Origin of the sequence: Microbacterium indicum DSM 19969, assembly GCF_000422385.1 — a bacterium.
In the GTDB taxonomy this organism is placed as follows: domain Bacteria; phylum Actinomycetota; class Actinomycetes; order Actinomycetales; family Microbacteriaceae; genus Microbacterium; species Microbacterium indicum.
On record NZ_KE383822.1, the window covers coordinates 47850 to 66350 of the forward strand.

At 71.8% G+C, this 18501-nt stretch carries 19 protein-coding genes and 2 tRNA genes; 17 read left to right on the top strand and 4 right to left on the bottom strand.

Annotated elements, in window-relative coordinates:
* From folE to H576_RS0113360, 7 genes are all read left to right on the top strand, one after another.
* The gene (folE, locus tag H576_RS15925) at positions 1-630 is read left to right on the top strand and encodes a GTP cyclohydrolase I (RefSeq protein ID WP_051172795.1); all 630 of its coding nucleotides are present in this window, start codon (positions 1-3) and stop codon (positions 628-630) included.
* A complete protein-coding gene (gene folP, locus H576_RS0113335; RefSeq protein WP_029151334.1) occupies positions 627-1421 on the top strand; it encodes a dihydropteroate synthase in 795 nt (264 codons plus the stop codon). The genes folE and folP overlap by 4 nt, the downstream gene beginning before the upstream one ends.
* On the top strand, positions 1418-1798 hold the full coding sequence (folB, locus tag H576_RS0113340; protein WP_029151335.1) for a dihydroneopterin aldolase: 381 nt from the start codon (positions 1418-1420) through the stop codon (positions 1796-1798). The genes folP and folB overlap by 4 nt, the downstream gene beginning before the upstream one ends.
* A complete protein-coding gene (folK, locus tag H576_RS0113345) occupies positions 1795-2322 on the top strand; it encodes a 2-amino-4-hydroxy-6-hydroxymethyldihydropteridine diphosphokinase (RefSeq protein ID WP_029151336.1) in 528 nt (175 codons plus the stop codon). The genes folB and folK overlap by 4 nt, the downstream gene beginning before the upstream one ends.
* On the top strand, positions 2319-2804 hold the full coding sequence (locus H576_RS0113350; protein WP_029151337.1) for a DUF3180 domain-containing protein: 486 nt from the start codon (positions 2319-2321) through the stop codon (positions 2802-2804). The genes folK and H576_RS0113350 overlap by 4 nt, the downstream gene beginning before the upstream one ends.
* A 64-nt stretch (positions 2805-2868) precedes the next feature.
* Complete coding sequence (locus H576_RS0113355; protein ID WP_156888239.1) at positions 2869-3441, top strand: PH domain-containing protein; 573 nt, start codon at positions 2869-2871, stop codon at positions 3439-3441.
* On the top strand, positions 3438-5105 hold the full coding sequence (locus H576_RS0113360; RefSeq protein WP_029151339.1) for a PH domain-containing protein: 1668 nt from the start codon (positions 3438-3440) through the stop codon (positions 5103-5105). The genes H576_RS0113355 and H576_RS0113360 overlap by 4 nt, the downstream gene beginning before the upstream one ends.
* A gap of 435 nt (positions 5106-5540) precedes the next feature.
* Here the strand turns inward: H576_RS0113360 and H576_RS0113365 are convergent, their stop codons facing one another.
* Positions 5541-6926, bottom strand: coding sequence for an amino acid permease (locus tag H576_RS0113365; protein WP_051172797.1), 1386 nt, complete (start codon positions 6924-6926; stop codon positions 5541-5543).
* Positions 6927-6981: 55 nt separating this feature from the next.
* Here H576_RS0113365 and H576_RS0113370 point away from each other — a divergent pair, with 55 nt between their 5' ends.
* The gene (locus H576_RS0113370; RefSeq protein ID WP_029151341.1) at positions 6982-7674 is read left to right on the top strand and encodes a DUF2520 domain-containing protein; all 693 of its coding nucleotides are present in this window, start codon (positions 6982-6984) and stop codon (positions 7672-7674) included.
* Between the two features lie 75 nt (positions 7675-7749).
* A complete protein-coding gene (gene lysS / locus H576_RS0113375) occupies positions 7750-9270 on the top strand; it encodes a lysine--tRNA ligase (protein WP_029151342.1) in 1521 nt (506 codons plus the stop codon).
* A 13-nt stretch (positions 9271-9283) separates the two neighbouring features.
* On the opposite strand, the gene H576_RS0113380 is transcribed toward lysS, so the two are convergent.
* Entirely contained in the window at positions 9284-10375 is a 1092-nt protein-coding gene (locus H576_RS0113380) for a DUF4192 family protein (RefSeq protein WP_029151343.1), read from the bottom strand.
* A gap of 137 nt (positions 10376-10512) precedes the next feature.
* Here H576_RS0113380 and H576_RS0113385 point away from each other — a divergent pair, with 137 nt between their 5' ends.
* On the top strand, positions 10513-10701 hold the full coding sequence (locus tag H576_RS0113385) for a hypothetical protein (RefSeq protein WP_029151344.1): 189 nt from the start codon (positions 10513-10515) through the stop codon (positions 10699-10701).
* A gap of 64 nt (positions 10702-10765) precedes the next feature.
* The gene (gene cls, locus H576_RS0113390) at positions 10766-12238 is read left to right on the top strand and encodes a cardiolipin synthase (protein ID WP_425411276.1); all 1473 of its coding nucleotides are present in this window, start codon (positions 10766-10768) and stop codon (positions 12236-12238) included.
* An 18-nt stretch (positions 12239-12256) separates the two neighbouring features.
* Here cls and H576_RS0113395 read toward each other — a convergent pair whose 3' ends face one another.
* Complete coding sequence (locus H576_RS0113395; protein WP_029151346.1) at positions 12257-13243, bottom strand: diacylglycerol/lipid kinase family protein; 987 nt, start codon at positions 13241-13243, stop codon at positions 12257-12259.
* 45 nt (positions 13244-13288) lie between these two features.
* On the opposite strand from H576_RS0113395, the gene serS reads away from it, so the two are divergent.
* From serS to H576_RS0113425, 6 genes are all read left to right on the top strand, one after another.
* Entirely contained in the window at positions 13289-14575 is a 1287-nt protein-coding gene (gene serS / locus H576_RS0113400) for a serine--tRNA ligase (protein ID WP_029151347.1), read from the top strand.
* A complete protein-coding gene (locus H576_RS0113405) occupies positions 14572-15459 on the top strand; it encodes an HAD-IIB family hydrolase (RefSeq protein WP_084502752.1) in 888 nt (295 codons plus the stop codon). The genes serS and H576_RS0113405 overlap by 4 nt, the downstream gene beginning before the upstream one ends.
* A gap of 44 nt (positions 15460-15503) precedes the next feature.
* Positions 15504-15588: transfer RNA gene (locus H576_RS0113410), tRNA-Ser, on the top strand.
* Between the two features lie 24 nt (positions 15589-15612).
* On the top strand, positions 15613-16869 hold the full coding sequence (locus H576_RS0113415; protein WP_051172799.1) for an LCP family protein: 1257 nt from the start codon (positions 15613-15615) through the stop codon (positions 16867-16869).
* A gap of 65 nt (positions 16870-16934) precedes the next feature.
* A tRNA-Ser gene (locus tag H576_RS0113420) sits at positions 16935-17023 on the top strand.
* 156 nt (positions 17024-17179) lie between these two features.
* Complete coding sequence (locus H576_RS0113425) at positions 17180-17599, top strand: GNAT family N-acetyltransferase (protein WP_029151350.1); 420 nt, start codon at positions 17180-17182, stop codon at positions 17597-17599.
* 23 nt (positions 17600-17622) lie between these two features.
* Here H576_RS0113425 and H576_RS0113430 read toward each other — a convergent pair whose 3' ends face one another.
* The gene (locus tag H576_RS0113430; protein WP_036321016.1) at positions 17623-18498 is read right to left on the bottom strand and encodes an SDR family oxidoreductase; all 876 of its coding nucleotides are present in this window, start codon (positions 18496-18498) and stop codon (positions 17623-17625) included.
* Positions 18499-18501 lie beyond the last annotated feature (3 nt).

The following is an 18501-nucleotide window of genomic DNA, read 5'->3' on the forward strand; positions in this document are numbered from 1 at the left end:
ATGGCCGTCGACGCCCGCCGGGTCGCCGAGCTGACCCGCGAACTGCTGCTCGCGATCGGGGAGGACCCCGACCGCCCCGGCCTGCGCGAGACGCCCGAGCGGGTCGCCGCGGCCGCGACGGAGCTCTTCGGCGGCATCGACCGCGACCCCGCCGAGCCGCTCGCCCGCACGATCGACGTCTCGCGCGGCCCGGCGCCCGACACGACCCCGTCGGGCGTCGTGCTCGTGCGCGACATCCGGTTCCGCTCGATGTGCGAGCACCACCTCCTGCCGTTCGAGGGGCGCGCGCACATCGCCTACCTGCCGGGGGAGCGGGTCGTGGGCCTCGGATCCCTCGCCCGCGTCCTCGACATCGCGTCGTCGCGACCGCAGGTCCAGGAGCGCCTCGGCGAGCAGGTCGCCGACGCGATCTCGTCGGCGCTCGACGCGCGCGGCGTCTGGATCATGCTCGACGCCGCCCACGGCTGTCTGCGCGACCGCGGCGAGCAGCGCCCCGACGCGACGACCGTGACGGTCGCGGCGCGCGGCGAGCTCGCGACCGACGCCGCGCGGGCCGAGCTGGCCGCGCACGTGATCCTCGGCGTGCAGAACCAGGCCACGGGCCCCGGAGTGACGGGACGCGACGCGTGACCGAGATCATGGGAGTCGTCAACGTGACCCCCGACTCGTTCAGCGACGGCGGCGAGCACTTCGACCACGACGCCGCGATCGCGCACGGGCTGCTCCTCGCGACGCAGGGCGCGACGATCCTCGACGTCGGCGGCGAGTCGACCCGCCCCGGATCCGAGCCCGTCGGATCCGCCGAGGAGCTGCGCCGCGTCGTCCCCGTCGTCCGCGAGCTCGCCGCGGCCGGCCACACGGTGAGCATCGACACCTATCGCGCCGACGTCGCCGCAGCGACCGTGGACGCCGGGGCGCGCATCGTCAACGACGTCGCGGGCGGGCTCGCCGATCCCGGCATCCTGGGCGTCGTCGCCGCCTCGGGCGCCGAGTACGCGATCGGCCACTGGCGCGGGCCGTCGGCCGACATGTACGCCGCGGCCGACTACGACGACATCGCCGCCGAGGTCGCGTCCGAGCTCGGCGACCGCGTCGACGCGGCGCTCGCGGCCGGCATCGCGCCCGAACGGATCATCCTGGATCCGGGGATCGGGTTCGCGAAGTCGGGCGCGCAGAACTGGCGCATGCTCCGCGGGCTCAGCGCCGTGACGGGCCTCGGGTTCCGGGTGCTCGTCGGAACGTCGCGCAAGCGCTTCCTCGGCCGCGCGCTCGGCGCCGATCCCTCGCGCGAGAGGCTCGACGGCGCGACCGCCGTCACGAGCGTGCTCGCTGCGCAGGCGGGGGCGTGGGGCGTGCGCGTGCACGACCCCGCCGCGACGCGCGACGCGCTCGCGGTCCTCAGCGAATGGGAGAGCGCATGAGCACCGCCGACGACATCACGCTTACGGGCCTCGTCGCGTTCGGCCACCACGGCGTCTTCGACTTCGAGCGCGAGAACGGCCAGGAGTTCGCGATCGACCTGCGGCTCGGCCTCGTCACGTCGACCGCGGCGGCCTCGGACGACGTCGCCGACACCGTGCACTACGGCGAACTCGCCGAGAAGGTCGTTGCGATCGTCGAGGGCGATCCCGTGAACCTCATCGAGACCCTCGCGCACCGCATCGCCGACGCCGTGCTCGAGGACGCGCGCATCGAGAGCCTCGACGTGACGGTGCACAAGCCGCACGCCCCGATCGCGGCGCAGTTCCGCGACGTCTCGGTCACGGTGCGCCGCCGCCGGACGGGCGGCCCCGCATGAGCCGCAGCCTCGCACAGCCGATCCGCACGCCGCTCCCCGCCGTCGAACGCGAGCCCGTCACTGCCGTCGTCGCGCTCGGCGCCAACCTGGGCGACACCGCGGCGACGCTCGACGAGGCGATCGCCGAGCTCGCGGCGCTGCCGCTCACGGATCGCGTCGTGTGCTCGGACCCGATCGCGTCGGTCGCGCTGACGCTCGACGGGCCCGACCCCTCGAAGCCCGGTTACCTCAACGCGGTCGCGCTCGTGACGACCCGGCTCGCCCCGACGGTCCTCCTCGCGCACCTGAACGCGATCGAGGACAGGCACGGCCGCGTCCGCCGCGAGCGGTGGGGTGACCGCACCCTCGACCTCGACCTCATCGCATACGGTGACGTCGTGTCGGCGGATCCGCACCTCACGCTCCCGCATCCGCGCGCGCACGAGCGCGACTTCGTCCTCGCGCCGTGGCTCGAGGTCGACCCCGACGCCGTTCTGCCGGGCCGCGGGCGCGTCGCCGACCTCCTCGCGGGGCTCGGCCGATGAAGCGCACCTCGCCCGTCACGCTCGTCGTCTGGGGCGCCGTCTCGATCGCGGCGGGCTTCGTGCTCGACCTCATCCTCGAGCGCTCGGGGCACCCGACCTTCACCCCGTCGATCCTGCTGCCGCTCCTCGCGGTCCTCCTCGGCGCGGCGGTGCTGACCCTCGCGTGGCAGGTGCGCCGATCCGTGACGCGCGACGACCGGCTCGTGGATCCGTTCCGTGCCGTGCGGGTCGTGGTCCTCGCGAAGGCGTCGAGCATCGTCGGCGCCGTCGTCGCCGGCGTGGCGGCGGGAATGCTCGTGTACCTCCTCACGCGGCCGGTCGTGCCCGGGTTAGGGTCTATGGCGGAAGTGATCGCGTCGGCGATCGGGGGCATGATCCTCGTGATCCTCGCGCTCATCGCCGAGCACCTCTGCACACTGCCAAAGGACCCCGATGACCGAGAACCCCACGCCCCCGAGCACGGAGCCGAGCCCGGGTTCTGAACCCCTGATCCCGCCGCGCCCGCCGGTTCCCCCGGCCGCGCCGGCTCCCTCGGCGCCGCCGCGGGTGACCGAGCCCGAGTTCCCGCCCGCGGCCGAGCCCGTCGCCGCGCCGCCCCAGCTGGACGACGGCACCTACACCGCGATCCGCGAGCCGCGCCGCCGCGGCCTCGCGCTCGACGGAACGTGGCACCAGATCTCGCGCAAGTACGTCGCGTCGCAGATCCTGCAGGGCGTCATCGGGCTCGTCGTCACGGCCGTCGTCATGTACGTCGTCGCGACCACGACCGGGCAGTGGTGGCCTTGGCTCGCCGGAGGCGTCGTCCTCCTCGGCGAGCTGATCTCGCTCGTCATCGTGCCCCGCCAGGCGCGCGCCCTCGGATACATGCTGCGGGGCGACGACATCGTCTTCCGGCGCGGGATCATGTGGCAGCGCGTCGTCGCGGTGCCCTACGGGCGCATGCAGCTGATCGACATCACGCACGGCCCGCTCGACCGCCTGTTCGGCGTCGCGAAGCTCAAGATGGTCACGGCCGCCGCGTCGACGGGCGTCGAGATCCCCGGCCTGTCGCAGAAGGCGGCCGACGCCCTGCGCGACACGCTGATCGAGGTCGCCGAGACCCGTCGGACCGGCCTGTGAGCGAGAACGCCCCCGCCGAGCACCCGGCCTCGCGCGTCGCGCGCCTGCTCGCCGACGGCGGATCCTCGAACCTCGCCGACGGCGAGTGGCACCGCCTGCACCCGCTGACCCCGCTGTTCAAGGGCGGGCTCGTCCTGATCATCGTGCTCGGCATCGTGATCGCGAACATGCGCGACCGCCTCATCTACCTCGCGATCGGGATCTTCGCGCCCCACGAGGTCGAAGAGGCGATCAGCGCCGAATCCAACGACCCCGTCTCGATGGGGCTCGACTGGCTCGTCGCGCAGAACCTCCTCCTGCTCGGCGCGGCCGCCCTCCTCGTGGTCGCGGTCGTCCTCGTCCTCGGGTACTGGGCCGTGTGGCGGTTCCAGCAGTTCCGGATCACGGGCGAGAGAGTCGAGATCAAGAAGGGCATCGTCTTCCGCTCGCAGCGGCAGGCCCCGCTCGACCGGCTCCAGGGCGTCGACCTCACGCGCCCGTTCCCCGCGCGCCTCATCGGCATGGCGAAGCTGCGGCTCGAGGGCGCCGGATCCGGGGCGGGCGTCGACCTCGAGTACCTCACCGCCTCCAAGGCCGAGAGCGTGCGGCGCGACATCCTCCAGCTCGCGTCCGGCGTGCGCGCCGCGCGGGCGCAGGAGCGCGGCGGTCCCGCGGCCTCAGCCGGCGTCGCCACGGCCGGGATCCGGGGCGCCGTGGGCGCCGGCGTGCAGGGGCTCATCGAGGGCGTCGACCGCGACGACGTCGTGCCCGAGAGCGTCGTGAAGATCCCGCTCCTGCGGCTCATCGGATCGCAGGCCGTGTCGGCGATCCTCTGGATCCTCTTCTTCCTGGCGATCCTCCTCTGCGCCGTCATCCTGCCGATCCTGCTGTTCGAGAACGGCCCCGAGCGGTGGATCATCATGGCCGGCGCGGGGTTCGCGTCGGGGATCCCCATGTTCATCGCGGTGTTCGCGATCGTGTGGTCGGCGCTCTCGAAGGGCTTCCGCTACTCGATCGCCCCGACGCCCGACGGCGTGCGGATCTCGGGCGGCCTGCTCACGACGGTGTCGCGCACGATCCCGCCGGGGCGCGTGCACGCCGTCGAGATCACGCAGAGCCTCCTCTGGCGCCCGTTCGGCTGGTGGACGGTGCGGATCAACCGCATGGGATCGCAGTCGGCGGCGCAGCAGGCGAACAGCCAGCAGCAGGCCGCCGCGACGGTGCTGCCCGTCGGAAAGCGCGCCGACGTCGAGCGCGTGGTCGAGCTCCTCATGCCCGACGCGCCCGCGGGCGACGCGCTCTTCGCCTGGGAGCACGGGATCCAGGGGCCGAAGCGCGACGACCCGTTCACGATCGCGCCGCGCCGCGCGTGGATCTGGCACCCTTTCGCCCGACGTCGTCGCGGTGTGCGGGTGACGGGCTTCGGCGTGCTGCTGCGGCGCGGGCTGTTCTCGCGCCGCCTCGCGCTCTTCCCGCTCGCGCGCCTGCAGGGCGTCTCGCTCCGCCAGGGCGTGTTCGCGCGATCGCAGCGCCTCGCCGCGCTCGTGCTGCACACCGTTCCCGGGCCCGTGACGGGGCGCGCCTCGTGCCTCGACCTCGATGATGCGCAGCGCATCGCCGACCTCGTGAGCCGGGGATCCGTCGCCGCCGCCTCGGCGGATCACACGCACCGCTGGGCGAGCTGACCCGGCCGGGCCGCGCGAGGGGCGTCCTTCGTGCGGCCTTTCGCCACTCCGGCGGCCTGTCGGCGGTGAATCGGCCGCGCAGGGGCGGATCCCCGCGTGAGGGTGTGGCTTGACGCGGGGATCCGACGCGCTGGGCGAGCTGACCCGGCCGGGCCGCGCGAGGGGCGTCCTTCGTGCGGCCTTTCGCCACTCCGGCGGCCTGTCGGCGGTGAATCGGCCGCGCGGGGGCGGATCCCCGCGTGAGGGTCGATCTCGGCGCGGTGATCTGCGTCTCGGCGGGTTCCGTGCTCCGCCGGGCGAGTGGATCCGGCTTGGCCGCGCGAGGGTCGTCCTTCGTACGGCCTTTCGCCGTTCCGGCGGCCTGCTGACGGGGATTCGGCCGCGTGGGGGCGGATCCCCGCGCGAGGGACGATCTCGGCGCGGGGATCCGCCGGGTCAGCGACGCGTCTCGAGCTCGGGGCGCACCCGCCCCTCGGGCCTCACGAAGGCGGCGTAGGCGACGAGCAGGATCAGGATCCACGCGGCGCCGATGACGAGAGCCCACCGGCCCGAGGCGCTGAAGAGGAGGATCACGACGACGAACGCCATGAACGCGAGGGCGATCCGGTTGATCCAGGGCCAGAGCGGCATCGCGAAGCCGGCGCTCGGGATCCCGTCGCGCCGCATCTCGCGGCGCATCCCGCTGTGGGCGAGGAGGATCGACGACCACGTGAGGACCGTCGCGAACGTCGCGATCGACGCGACGACGAGGAACAGCTGGTCGGGGATCCAGAGGTAGGCGAGGAGGCCGACGACGGCGCAGGCGGCGACGATCGCGACGGGCAGGATCGGGACGCCCGTGCGCGCGAGCCGCGTGAAGGCCTTCGGCGCGTGGTGCTGCTCGGCGAGGCCGTACATCGTGCGGCTCGCGGCGTAGGTGATCGAGTTCATCGCCGACAGGGCGGCCGTCAGCACGACGGCGTTGAGGATGTGCGCGGCCGCGGGGACGCCGAGCTGCGCGAAGACCTGGACGAAGGGCGACTCGCCCGATCCGATCTCGGTCCACGGGATGAGCATGAGGATCACGGCGATCGTCGCGACGTAGAAGAGCAGGATCCGGACGGGCACCGTGTTGACGGCCTTCGGGATGGATCCGGCGGGGTCGGCCGTCTCGCCCGCCGTCATGCCGAGCGTCTCGATGCCGCCGAACGAGAACACGACGATGCCGAGACTCATGACGAGGCCCCACACGCCGAACGGCGCGAACCCACCCTCGAGCGCGAAGAGGTTGTGCGGGCCCGGCTCGAAGCCGCCGAGGCTCACCCCGAAGACGATGAGGGCGAGGCCGCCCGCGATCATCGCGATGATCGTCGCGACCTTGATGATCGTGAACCAGAACTCGAGCTCGCCGAACACACGCACCCGCAGGGTGTTGAGCCCGCAGATCAGGAGGATCGCGGCCGCCATCCAGACCCAGCCGGGGGCGTCGGGGTACCACATGCCCATGTAGCTCGCGACGGCCGTCATGTCGGCGATCGCGACCACGATCATCTCGAAGGTGAAGGTCCACCCCGTGAGGAACCCCATGAGCGGGCTCACGTATCGGCTCGTGTACTGCGCGAAGGATCCCGCGACGGGGTCCCGCACGGCCGTCTCGCCGAGGGCGCGCATGACGGCGAACGCCGCGCACCCCGCGATGACGTAGGCGACGAGGACGGCGGGGCCTGCCGCCTGGATGGTCTCGGATGATCCGTAGAACAGGCCCGTTCCGATCGCGGTTCCGAGGGCGATGAACCGGATGTGGCGGAGCGACAGGCTGCGTCCGAGGTGCGAGGTGGACATGGGGGCTGACAGTACCAAGGAGCCGCCGCGCGCCGGGTGTGCGACGCTGGGGATCATGCAGCGCGCAGGACGACTCGGCGTCGGGATCATCGGAGCGGGCCGGGTCGGACCCGTCGTCGGGGCGGCGCTCGCCGGGGCGGGCCACGCGATCACGGGGATCACCGCGGGCTCCGACGCGGATCGCGCCGAGGCCGTGCTCCCCGGGGCGCCCGTGCTCGAGGTCCCCGAGATCCTCCGCCGCAGCGAGCTCGTGATCGTCGCCGTCCCGCGCTCCGAGCTGCCGGGCCTCGTCTCGGGCCTCGCGGAGACGGGGCTCTGGCAGATGGGACAGCTCGTGCTGCACACCGACGCGTCGCACGGCATCGAGGTGCTGCGGCCCGCGGCCGAGCGCGGCGCGATCCCGCTCGCCGTGCACCCCGCCATGCGGTTCACGGGCACGAGCATCGATCTGCGCCAGCTCGCGGCGACCTACGCCGCCGTGACGGCGCCGCCCGCCGTGCTGCCGATCGCGCAGGCGCTCGCGGTCGAGATGGGGTGCGAGCCCGTCACGGTCGCCGAGGCGGATCGCGCCGCGTACGCCGAGGCGATCGCGACGGCGAGCGATTTCTCGCGGCAGATCGTGCAGCAGGCGACGGGCATGCTGCGGGGCATCGGCGTCGAGAACCCCGGCGGGTTCCTCTCGTCGCTCGTGCGCTCGACCGTCGACCAGGCGCTCAGCGAGTCGAGCCCGCCGCCCGAGGCTCTGTGAGGCGTTCAGCGCCGGATCACTAGACTTGTCCGGGGCGCCGATCGGCGCCTTCTCCCCGCACCCGAGGATCCGCGCATGTCAGACGTCCCCGCCCAGAACGCCGCAGCCGAGACCGAGGACGACGTCTTCGAGCAGAAGGCAGTGCGTCTGGCGAAGCGCGAGCGCCTGATCGCCGAGCGCCAGTCCGCGGCTGGCGGCGCGTACCCCGTGTCGCTGCCCATCACGGCGACGATCCCCGAGCTGCGCGCGCACTACGGCGACCTCGAGGCCGGGGCCGAGACGGGCGCGACCGCGGGCGTCGCGGGCCGCGTCGTGTTCAGCCGCAACACCGGCAAGCTCTGCTTCGCGTCTCTGCAGTCGGGCGACGGCTCGCGGATCCAGGCGATGGTGTCGCTCGCCAACGTCGGCGACGAGTCGCTCGCGCGCTGGAAGGAGCTCGTCGACCTCGGCGACCACGTGTTCGTCGAGGGCGAGGTCATCTCGAGCCGCCGCGGCGAGCTGTCGATCATGGTGACCGGCTGGCAGATCGCGGCGAAGGCCGTCATGCCGCTGCCGAACCTGCACAACGAGCTCAACGAGGAGACGCGGGTCCGCCAGCGCTACCTCGACCTCATCGTCCGCGAGCAGGCGCGCGCGAACGCCGTCGCGCGCGCGAAGACCAACGCGAGCCTGCGGGAGACCTTCGCCGGCCACGGCTTCCTCGAGGTCGAGACGCCCATGCTGCAGGTGCAGCCGGGCGGCGCTTCGGCCCGCCCCTTCGTCACACACTCGAACGCGTTCGACACCGACCTCTTCATGCGCATCGCGCCCGAGCTGTACCTCAAGCGCGCCGTCGTCGGCGGCATCGACCGGGTCTTCGAGATCAATCGCAACTTCCGCAACGAGGGCGCCGACTCGACGCACAGCCCCGAGTTCGCGATGCTCGAGGCCTACCAGGCCTACAGCGACTACAACGGGATCGCCGATCTCACGCAGGAGCTGATCCAGAACGCCGCGATCGCGGTCGCCGGCTCGACGACCGTCACGTGGGCCGACGGGACCGAGTTCGACCTCGGCGGCGATTGGGACCGGGTCTCGATGTATCCCTCGCTGAGCGAGGCCGCCGGCGTCGAGATCACGCCTGAGACCGGCATCGACGAGCTCCTCGCGCTCGCCGAGAAGTCGGGCGTCGAGGTTCCCCCGCACGCGACCCACGGCAAGCTCGTCGAGGAGCTCTGGGAGCACTTCGTCAAGCAGCACCTCACGCGCCCGACCTTCGTCATGGACTTCCCCGTCGACACGAGCCCGCTCGTGCGCGAGCACCGCACGGTGCCCGGCGTCGTCGAGAAGTGGGATCTGTACGTGCGCGGCTTCGAGCTGGCCACGGGGTACTCCGAGCTCGTCGACCCCGTCATCCAGCGCGAGCGCTTCGTCGAGCAGGCGAAGCTCGCCGATCGCGGCGACGACGAGGCGATGCGCATCGACGAGGACTTCCTGCGCGCGCTCGAGCACGGCATGCCGCCGACCGGCGGAATGGGCATGGGCATCGACCGCCTGCTCATGGCGATCACGGGCCTCGGCATCCGCGAGACGGTTCTCTTCCCGCTCGTGAAGTGACGCCGGGCGGCTCTCACGCCGCTCGCGTCGCCGTGGGGCCGAACGACGCGCCCGGCGTTCGGTCGGGGAACGGCCTCCCGGCCTCGTCGTAGACCCACCCGGGCAGCATGTTCGCATTCACGAACGCGGCGAGGATCTGCGCGAGGCCGTAGTCGGGATCCACGCGCATGACCTGCGTGAGGAGCGCCCCGGCCTGCGATCCGCTGCCGAGGGCCCACGACAGCCAGGCGCACACAGTGAGCGCCATCGCGCGATGCGAGTCGGGGGCGAGGGCCGCGAGCAGCAGCATGCGCTCGCGGACCGCCCTCAGGCGTTCGGCGTTCGGCCGCGGCCCCTCGCCCGCGACCCGGAGCGGACCGGGGAGGGGCGTGCTCGCGTCCTCGTGCCACGCGACGTTCCACGCGGCCGTCGCGCGCGCCTCCTCGATCCCGCCGCTCCACTGGGTGAGGGCGACGTCGCGCTCGGCGGGGCCCGCGAGCACGACGAGCATGAGCGCCGCGTCGTCGTCGCCCAGCCGGTCGAGCGGCCAGACGGTCATGGCCTCGAACAGGTCTGTCGGATCCTCGAGGGCCTCGGCGGCGATCCGGGAGAGCGGCGACCGCGCGCACGACGCGACGGCGTCGCGCACGGCGGCCCGTCTCGCCGCGCTGACGGCCGGGAGCGCGATCTCGGCCGACTGATCGCCGGGCGGGCCCTCGGCGATCTCGCCGAGCGGGCGCGGCAGCGCGTCGGAGTAGTCGCACCACGCGTCGCCCGCGACGCACAGCTCGTCGACGACCGGGATCCCGCAGGCGTCGGCGCGCAGCGCGACCGCGGAGACGAGCGCGTCGTGCGCGATCTCCCCGCCCGCCCGCAACGGGTCGTCGGTGTAGACGACGGTGACCATCGCTCCCACGCCATCGGTCTGGCAGAGGGTGCCGATCGCGGTCGCGGCGACGGCGTCGATCTCGTCGGGGGAGCGGGGCAGATCGATCCGCAGGAGGCGATCGATGCGCCCGCCCGCGACGGGCGCGATGACGAGGCTCTCGCGCGGGACGTAGCCGGCGAGGAGCGGCAGGGAGGAGAGCAGGCGCGCCGGCGATCCGGCGGAGATGATGGCTGTCATGCGGCGAGCCTGGCGCGGCGCCGGACCGCGCGGTTCCCGCTCACAGGCGGCGCGCCGCGATCCGCGGTTATCCACAGGGGTGTGCGGGGTCGCCACGCCCGACTTCCGTTCAGCGCGCGTCGCGTAGGATCGGGGACATGGAGTTCTGGCAGGCGGCCGTCTGGTCGATCGCCCCGACGATCGTCGTCGCGGTGTTCTTCTTCTTCATCCTGCGTTCGATCCTCCGCATGGACCGCACCGAGCGGCGCATCTACGCCGACATCGAGGCCGAGGAGCGCGCGAAGCGCGGCCTCCCGCCGAAGGATTCCCCCGCGCCGAAGCCCTGAGCCACCGGGCGCCGCACGCGCCCCATATGCTCGGGTCACGGAGACGTGTAGGGGAGAGATCCGCGTGGAGTGGACCTGGGAGTGGCTCGCATGGCCGTCCATCGGGACGACGATCCTGCGCTGCGTCGACCTCGCCATCCGCATCGGCGCGATCTTCCTCGTGCCGCCGAACCGCCGCCCGTCGTCGGCGATGGCATGGCTGATGCTGATCTTCCTCGTGCCGATCCCGGGGATCCTGTTCTTCTTCCTCATCGGCAACCCGCGCCTGCCGATGAAGCGCCGCCGCATGCAGGCGGCCGTCAACGAGACGCTGCGGGCCGCGAACGCCGACCTGCAGCTCGGCACTCTGATCCCGAACCCGCCGTCGTGGTTCCAGCCGATCGTGCGGATGAACCGCGAGTTCGGCGCGCTCCCGCTCTCGGGCGACAACGGCGTCCGCCTCATCAGCGACTACGAGGCGAGCATCCACGAGATGGCGGCCGCCGTGCGCGGCGCGACGAAGACGGTGCACGTCGAGTTCTACATCCTCAAGGCCGACGCCACGACCGAGCCCTTCTTCCAGGCGCTCGAGGCCGCGTGCGCGCGCGGCGTGCGGGTGCGGGTGCTCATGGACCACTGGGCCAACCTCGTCAAGCCGCTGCACCGCGAGACGATGCGGCGCCTCACGCGGATGGGCGCCGACTGGCACCTGCTCCTGCCGCTCAAGCCGCTCGCCGGCAAGTTCCAGCGCCCGGATCTGCGCAACCACCGCAAGCTCCTCATCGTCGACAGCGAGGTCGCGTACCTCGGCTCGCAGAACATGACGGATCGCTCGTACAACCTGCGGAAGAACATCAAGCAGGGGCTGCAGTGGATCGACACGATGGTGCGCCTCGATGGGCCCGTCGTGCGCTCCGTCGAGGCCGTGTTCCTCAGCGACTACTACAGCGAGGTCGGCGAGATCCTCGACGACATCGACCTGCAGGAGCAGCCGTCGGGATCCGACGACTTCGACTGCCAGGTCGTGCCGTCGGGCCCCGGGTTCGACAGTGAGAACAACCTGCACCTCTTCCTGTCGCTGATCTACGCGGCGAAGAAGCGCATCGTCATGGTGAGCCCCTACTTCGTGCCGGACGAGGCGCTGATCCGGGCGATCGCGGGCGCCGTCGCGCGCGGCGTCGAGGTCGAGCTGTTCGTCGGCGAGAAGGGCGACCAGGCGATGGTCTACCACGCGCAGCGCAGCTACTACGACGACATCCTCTCGTCAGGCGTGCGGATCTGGATGTACCGCCCGCCGTACATCCTCCACACGAAGAGCCTCTCGATCGACGACGAGACGGCCGTCATCGGCTCGAGCAACATGGACATGCGCTCGTTCGGCCTGAACTTCGAGGTCTCGCTCCTCGTGCGCGGCGACCGCTTCGTGGATCAGCTGCGCGCCGTCGAGGAGAGCTACCGGGCCGACAGCCGCGAGCTCACCCTTGAGGAGTGGTCGAAGCGGCCCATGCGCTCCCGCGCGCTCGACAACCTCGCCCGCCTGACGAGCGCGCTGCAGTAGGCACGGCGCCGCGGCGGCTCAGAAGGTGTGGCCGGCGGGCATGCTGAGGAGCAGCCCGCCCTCGTCGATCACGCATCGGATGAGCACGGCGTCGCCGAACTCGTCGCCGTCGAGCTCGACGGGTCGCGCCTCGTCGGGCTTGGCCTCGATGGCGTCGCCCGTGAGGTAGCGGATCGACTGGCCGCGCGTGCGCTCGACCCGTCGCCCGATCGCCGAGCGGCGGAGGAACGGGGCGTTCCACGTGATCGTGCGGGCGACGCCGAGCCAGCCGAACGCGCCGCTCGGCTGGATCACCGCGACGTCGAGGCGGCCGTCGTCGACGCGCGCGTCGGGCATGAGCTCGATGCCGGCGGGCAGGTGGCCGCAGTTCGCGAACAGGATCGACTGCACCTTCGCGGTGTGCACGTGCTCGCCGCGGAACTGGTATGCGATGCGGAACGGCTTCGCGCGGGGGAGCGATCGGGCCGCGCCGTCGACGTACGCGACCCACCCGACCTGCTTCTTGAGCCGCGCGCTCGTGTTCGCGATCATCGCGGCGTCGAGCCCCATGCCCGCCATCACGACGAACGCGTGCTCGTCCTTCGTCCCGTCCTCGCGGGTGAGGGTCGCGACGCCGATGTCGACCGCCGCGGCGTCGCCCGAGAACGCGGCGTCGACCATCGGCTCGACCGACGCGAGCGGGAGCCGGAGGTTGCGGGCGAGGAGGTTGCCCGTGCCGCTCGGCACGATCGCGAGCGGCACCCCGGATCCGCGCATCGCCTCCGCGACGGCGCGCACGGTCCCGTCGCCGCCCGCGACGAGGACGACGCTCGCCCCCTGCACGAGGGCCTCGCGCGTCGCCCCCTGCCCCGGGTCCTCGACGCTCGTGGGCAGGAAGAGCGGATCCGGCCATCCCGCGTCGCGCGAACGCGCCGCGATCGCGCGGCGCAGGCCGACGATGTCGGCCACCTTCACGGGGTTGAAGACGAGGGCGGCCCGCCCCGCCTCAGCCTGCTCATCCGCCATGCGCAACAGAATACGGAGTGCCCCGCTCCCGCATACACTTGACGGGTGATCGACCCCGTGCTGCTTCGTGAGAACCCCGAGCTCGTCAAGGCCTCCCAGGCCGCCCGCGGCAACGACACCTCGTCGGTCGACGTCGCGGTCGCCGCCGAGGCGGAGCGCCGCCGATCGCTCACGGTCTTCGAAGAGCTGCGCGCCGAGCAGAACGCGTTCAGCAAGGTCGTCGCGAAGGCGCCGAAGGACGAGAAGCCGGCGCTCGTCGCGCAGGCCAAGGACCTCGCGCTGCGGGTGAAGCAGGCGCAGGCCGCGTCGCTCGAGGCGGAGGACGCGTTCCGCGCCGCGATGGAGCCGATCCAGAACATCATCATCGACGGCGTTCCCGAGGGCGGCGAGGACGACTTCGTGACGCTGCGCGAGGTCGGCGAGATCCGCGCCTTCGACCCCGAGGAGTTCCCGGACGGACCCCGCGACCACCTCGAGTTGGGCGAGATGCTCGGCGCGATCGACATGTCGCGCGGCGCGAAGGTGTCGGGCGCGCGGTTCTCGTTCCTCAAGGGCGTCGGCGCCCGCCTCGAGCTCGCGCTCATGAACTACGGCCTGCAGACGGCCCTCGACAACGGCTTCACGCCGATGATCACGCCGACGATCGTGAACCCCGAGATCATGGCGGGCACGGGCTTCCTCGGCCAGCACGCCGACGAGATCTACCACCTCGAAGAGGACGACCAGTACCTCGTGGGCACGAGCGAGGTCGCCCTCGCGGGGTACCACAAGGACGAGATCGTCGACCTCGGCGACGAGCAGGAGATCCGCTACGCGGGCTGGTCGACCTGCTACCGCCGCGAGGCCGGATCGGGCGGCAAGGACACCCGCGGCATCATCCGCGTGCACCAGTTCAACAAGCTCGAGATGTTCGTCTACACGACGCCCGAGAAAGCCGAGGAGGTGCATCGCCAGCTCGTCGCGCTCGAAGAGCAGATGCTCGCCTCGCTGGGCCTTGCGTACCGCGTGATCGACGTCGCGGCCGGGGATCTCGGATCCAGCGCCGCCCGCAAGTACGACACCGAGGCGTGGGTCCCCACGCAGGGTGCGTACCGCGAGCTGACGTCGACCTCGAACTGCACGACCTACCAGGCCCGCCGCCTCGACATCCGCTACCGACCGGAGGAGGGCGGCCGCACGCAGAGCGTCGCGACCCTCAACGGCACGCTCGCGACGACGCGCTGGATCGTGGCGATCCTCGAGACGCACCAGCGGCCCGACGCATCCGTCGTCGTCCCCGAGGTCCTCCGGCCCTACATGGGCGGGCTCGAGATTCTGGAACCGATCGCATGACCCGCACCGAGCCGCACGCCCACGTCGAGCTCGACCCGGCGACGGGGAAGCCCCCGCTCACGCCCGAGTCGGAGCGCCTCCTCATCGCCCTCGACATCGACGGGACCGTGCTGCTCGAGGATGAGTCGTTCAGCCCCGGCGTCCCGGCGGCCGTGCGCGAGGCGGCCATGCGCGGCCACATCGTGACGCTCGCGACGGGTCGCAGCTGGGAGTCGACGTCGCCGGTCCTCGCCTGGCTCGGCCTCACCCCCGAGTTCGTCGTGAGCGCCAACGGCGCGACGATCCTCGAGCGCGACACGACGCAGCCCGGCGACTACCGCCGCCACACGATCGAGACCTTCGACTCGACCGACGTCCTCGAGCGCCTCGAGCAGCACCTGCCCGACGCCAACTACATGGTCGAGCTCGGCGACGGCACGCGCCTCTTCAACACCTTCATGGACGACTGGGACCTGTCGCGCCCCCACGCGCGGCGCGCCTCGCTCGAAGACATGAAGGGCCTGCAGGTCATGCGCGTCGTCGTGGTCTCGCCCGATCACGACAGCGAGGCCTTCGTCGGCTTCGTCGACGACATGGGCCTGCAGCACGTGTCGTACTCGGTCGGCTGGTCGGCGTGGCTCGACATCGCCCCGCAGGGCATCGACAAGTCGACGGCGCTCGAGAAGGTGCGCGGCATGCTGGGCATCGATCCGTCTCGCGTCGTCGTCATGGGCGACGGCCGCAACGACATCCAGATGCTCGAGTGGGCGAGGCGGATCGGCGGGCGGGGAATCGTCATGGGACAGGCGGTCCCCGAGGTCGTCGAGGCGGGATCCGAGCTCACCGGAACGGTGCTCGAGGGCGGCGTGGCGCAGGCGCTGCGGGCGCTCGGCGCGGTCAGATAGGCCTCGGCTACACTCGCGCTAACGGCCGGGCACCGCTCGGCCCGGGAGGGTTGTCCGAGCGGCCGAAGGATCTGGTCTTGAAAACCAGCGCGCAGAGATGTGCCGTGGGTTCGAATCCCACACCCTCCGCTGATCCCGATCGAAAGGATCCGTGTGAGCACCACGCCTGATCACAACCTGCGCGGCCCCGTGGCCCGTCACACGAAGCTGCGCCGCCCGAACCCCGGCCTCGGGGTCCTGAAGTGGCTCGGCCTCGCGCTGTCGGCGGTCCTCGTCGCGGTCGTGGGCGTCGGCGCCTACGCGTACACCGACTACACCGGCACGCTCAGCGCCAACTCGATCACGCTCGACGGGCAGGACACGGATCCGCCCGCGGTCGACGTGCTGCCGAACGAGGACTACAACATCCTCATCGCGGGCATCGACAAGTGCGAGGAGAAGTACCTCGAGTACTTCGGTGGCCGCTGCACCGAGGCGATGGTCGAGGAGCAGGCGAACTCGTACGCGAGCCAGCTCAACGACGTCAATATGATCATCCACATCTCGGCCGAGCCGCGCCGCGTCACGGTGATCAGCATCCCCCGCGACACCATGGCGTCGCGCCCCTCGTGCACCGACGCTGACGGCAACGCGACGTCGGCCGTCGACCTCGCGGCGTTCAACGAGTCGTACGGAACCGGCGGCCTGTCGTGCGTCGTGAGCACGGCCGAGCAGCTCACGGGGCTCGAGATCGACCACGCGGCCCTCATGACCTGGGCCGGAGTGATCGATGTGACGAACGCGATCGGCGGTGTCACGGTGTGCGTCGAGGACGGGATCTACGACCCCGACAACACGGGTCTCATGCTCGACCCCGGAACCTACGACCTCGCGGGCGAGACAGCCCTGCAGTTCCTGCGCGTGCGCCATGGCATCGGCGACGGCTCCGACCTGTCTCGCATCTCGAACCAGCAGGTCTACATGTCGGCGCTCGTCAACAAGCTCGTGAGCGACGACACGCTCAGCGACTACGGGGCGCTGCTGCGGCTCGCGAACGCGGTCGTGAACAACGTCACGGTCTCGTCGGGACTCTCGAACCCGCTGACGCTCGTCCAGATCGCGGGCGCGCTCTCGAGCGTCTCCCTGAGCGACTACGCGTTCATCCAGCTGCCCGTCGTCGACTACGCGCCGAACCCGAACAAGGTCGCGATCGACCAGACCTCGTGGGATCAGGTGAAGGCGGCGCTCGACGCGAACCAGCCGATCACCTTCGACGACCCGTCGGCGACCGAGACGCCCGCCCCTGCGGATCCGACCGCCGAGCCGACGCCCGAGGCGACCGACCCGTCGACCGTGACCCTGCCGTCGAACCTGTCGGGATCGACGGCCGATCAGCAGACGGCGACCTGCGGCACCCAGTCGCTCTTCTGACACGCCGTTTCGACGGGCGCGCGGCGCTCGGTTATGATGGTGGGAGTGCCCGTTCGCGGGCACGTGGAGACGTGCCAGAGCGGCCGAATGGACTTCACTGCTAATGAAGGGTCGGGCTAAAACCCGACCGGGGGTTCAAATCCCCCCGTCTCCGCCGGTGTCCTGAGCCGCGACAGAGTTCTCGAACTCGTCGCGGCTCAGGACTTTCTCGTCTCCGCCTGCCCCGCGGGCGTGCCGATGCGGCCCAGGTCGTCGAACAGCTGCGCGACCGCGGAGCCGGCACGAAGCGAGGCGCCGGTAACGTGGCCTGATGCACTGGTCGCTCCGCCCCGCCATCGCCTCCGACGCCGGCTGGATCGCCGAGCTGCGCGCCGAGGTCCTGCGGCCCGATCTCGAGCGGCTCGGGCGCTACGACCCCGTGCGGGTGCGCGAGCGCTTCACGACGGCGTTCGAGCCGGCGCTGACGCGCGTCATCGTGGTCGACGGCGAGGACGCGGGATCCATCGCGGTGCGCCCCGCCCGGGACAGCGCCTGGATCGAGCACTTCTACCTCCCCGCGCGGGTGCAGGGTCGCGGCGTCGGCACGGGCGTGCTGCGCGGCGTGCTCGAGCCGGGTGGGGTCTTCCGGCTCAACGTCCTCCAGGGCAGCCCCGCGAGGCGACTGTACGAGCGGCACGGGTTCGTCCTCGACAGCGAGGACGACGTCGACGTCTACCTCGTGCGCCGGTGACGGTGCGCGGGCCGGCTGCCGCGTCAGCTGATCCCGAACCCGCCGTCCGACGTGAGCACCTGCCCGACGACCCACGCGCCGCTCGCGGTGCTGAGCCACCCGATGAGCTCCGCAGGATCCTCGGGGCGCCCGAACCGCCCGAACGGGGTCGAGGCGAGGTGGTCCTCGAGCGCATCGAGCGACCGGTCCGTCGTGTCGGGATCCATGTACCCCGTGTTCACGGGGCCGGGATCGATCGTGTTGAGGACGATCCCGAGGTCGAGGAGCTCGCCCGCGACGGTGGCCGTCGCCCCGGCGAGGGCGGCCTTGCTCGTCGCGTAGGCGACCTCGCCGCGCATCGGCCCGTGCACCTGGCCCGACGTCATCCAGAAGACCCGCCCGAGAGGCTCGGCGAATGGGCCGCCCCCGCGGACGCGGTCGCCGGGGCGGCGGCGCGCCGCGTGCTCCGTGGCGGCGACCCGTCGGGCGAACTCCGAGGTGAGGAGCAGCGTCGAGCGCGTGTTGATCTGCCAGAACGCGTCGAGGCGCTCCGGCGTCATGTCGAGGATGCCGCCGTCGTCACCGCTCTTCGCGTGGTTGCAGACGAGGAGGTCGAGGCCTCCCGTGAGCGCACCCGCGGCATCGAGCAGCGGGGCGATCGTCGACGGGTCCGAGAGGTCGGCGCTCATGTCCGCGGCAACGGCGTCCTCATGCAGCACCTCGCGGATCCCCGCGCGCACCGCGTCGAGATCGTCGCCGCCCCACGGCAGGTCGAGGTCGTGCGGGCGGAAGTGGTGGGCGAAGACGCTGGCGCCGAGCGACGCGAGCTTGCGCGCCACCGCGTATCCGATGCCGCGGCGCCGGGAGACGCCCGTGACGAGCGCCGTGCGGCCGAGCAGGGGGAACGAGGAAGCGGGCACGGA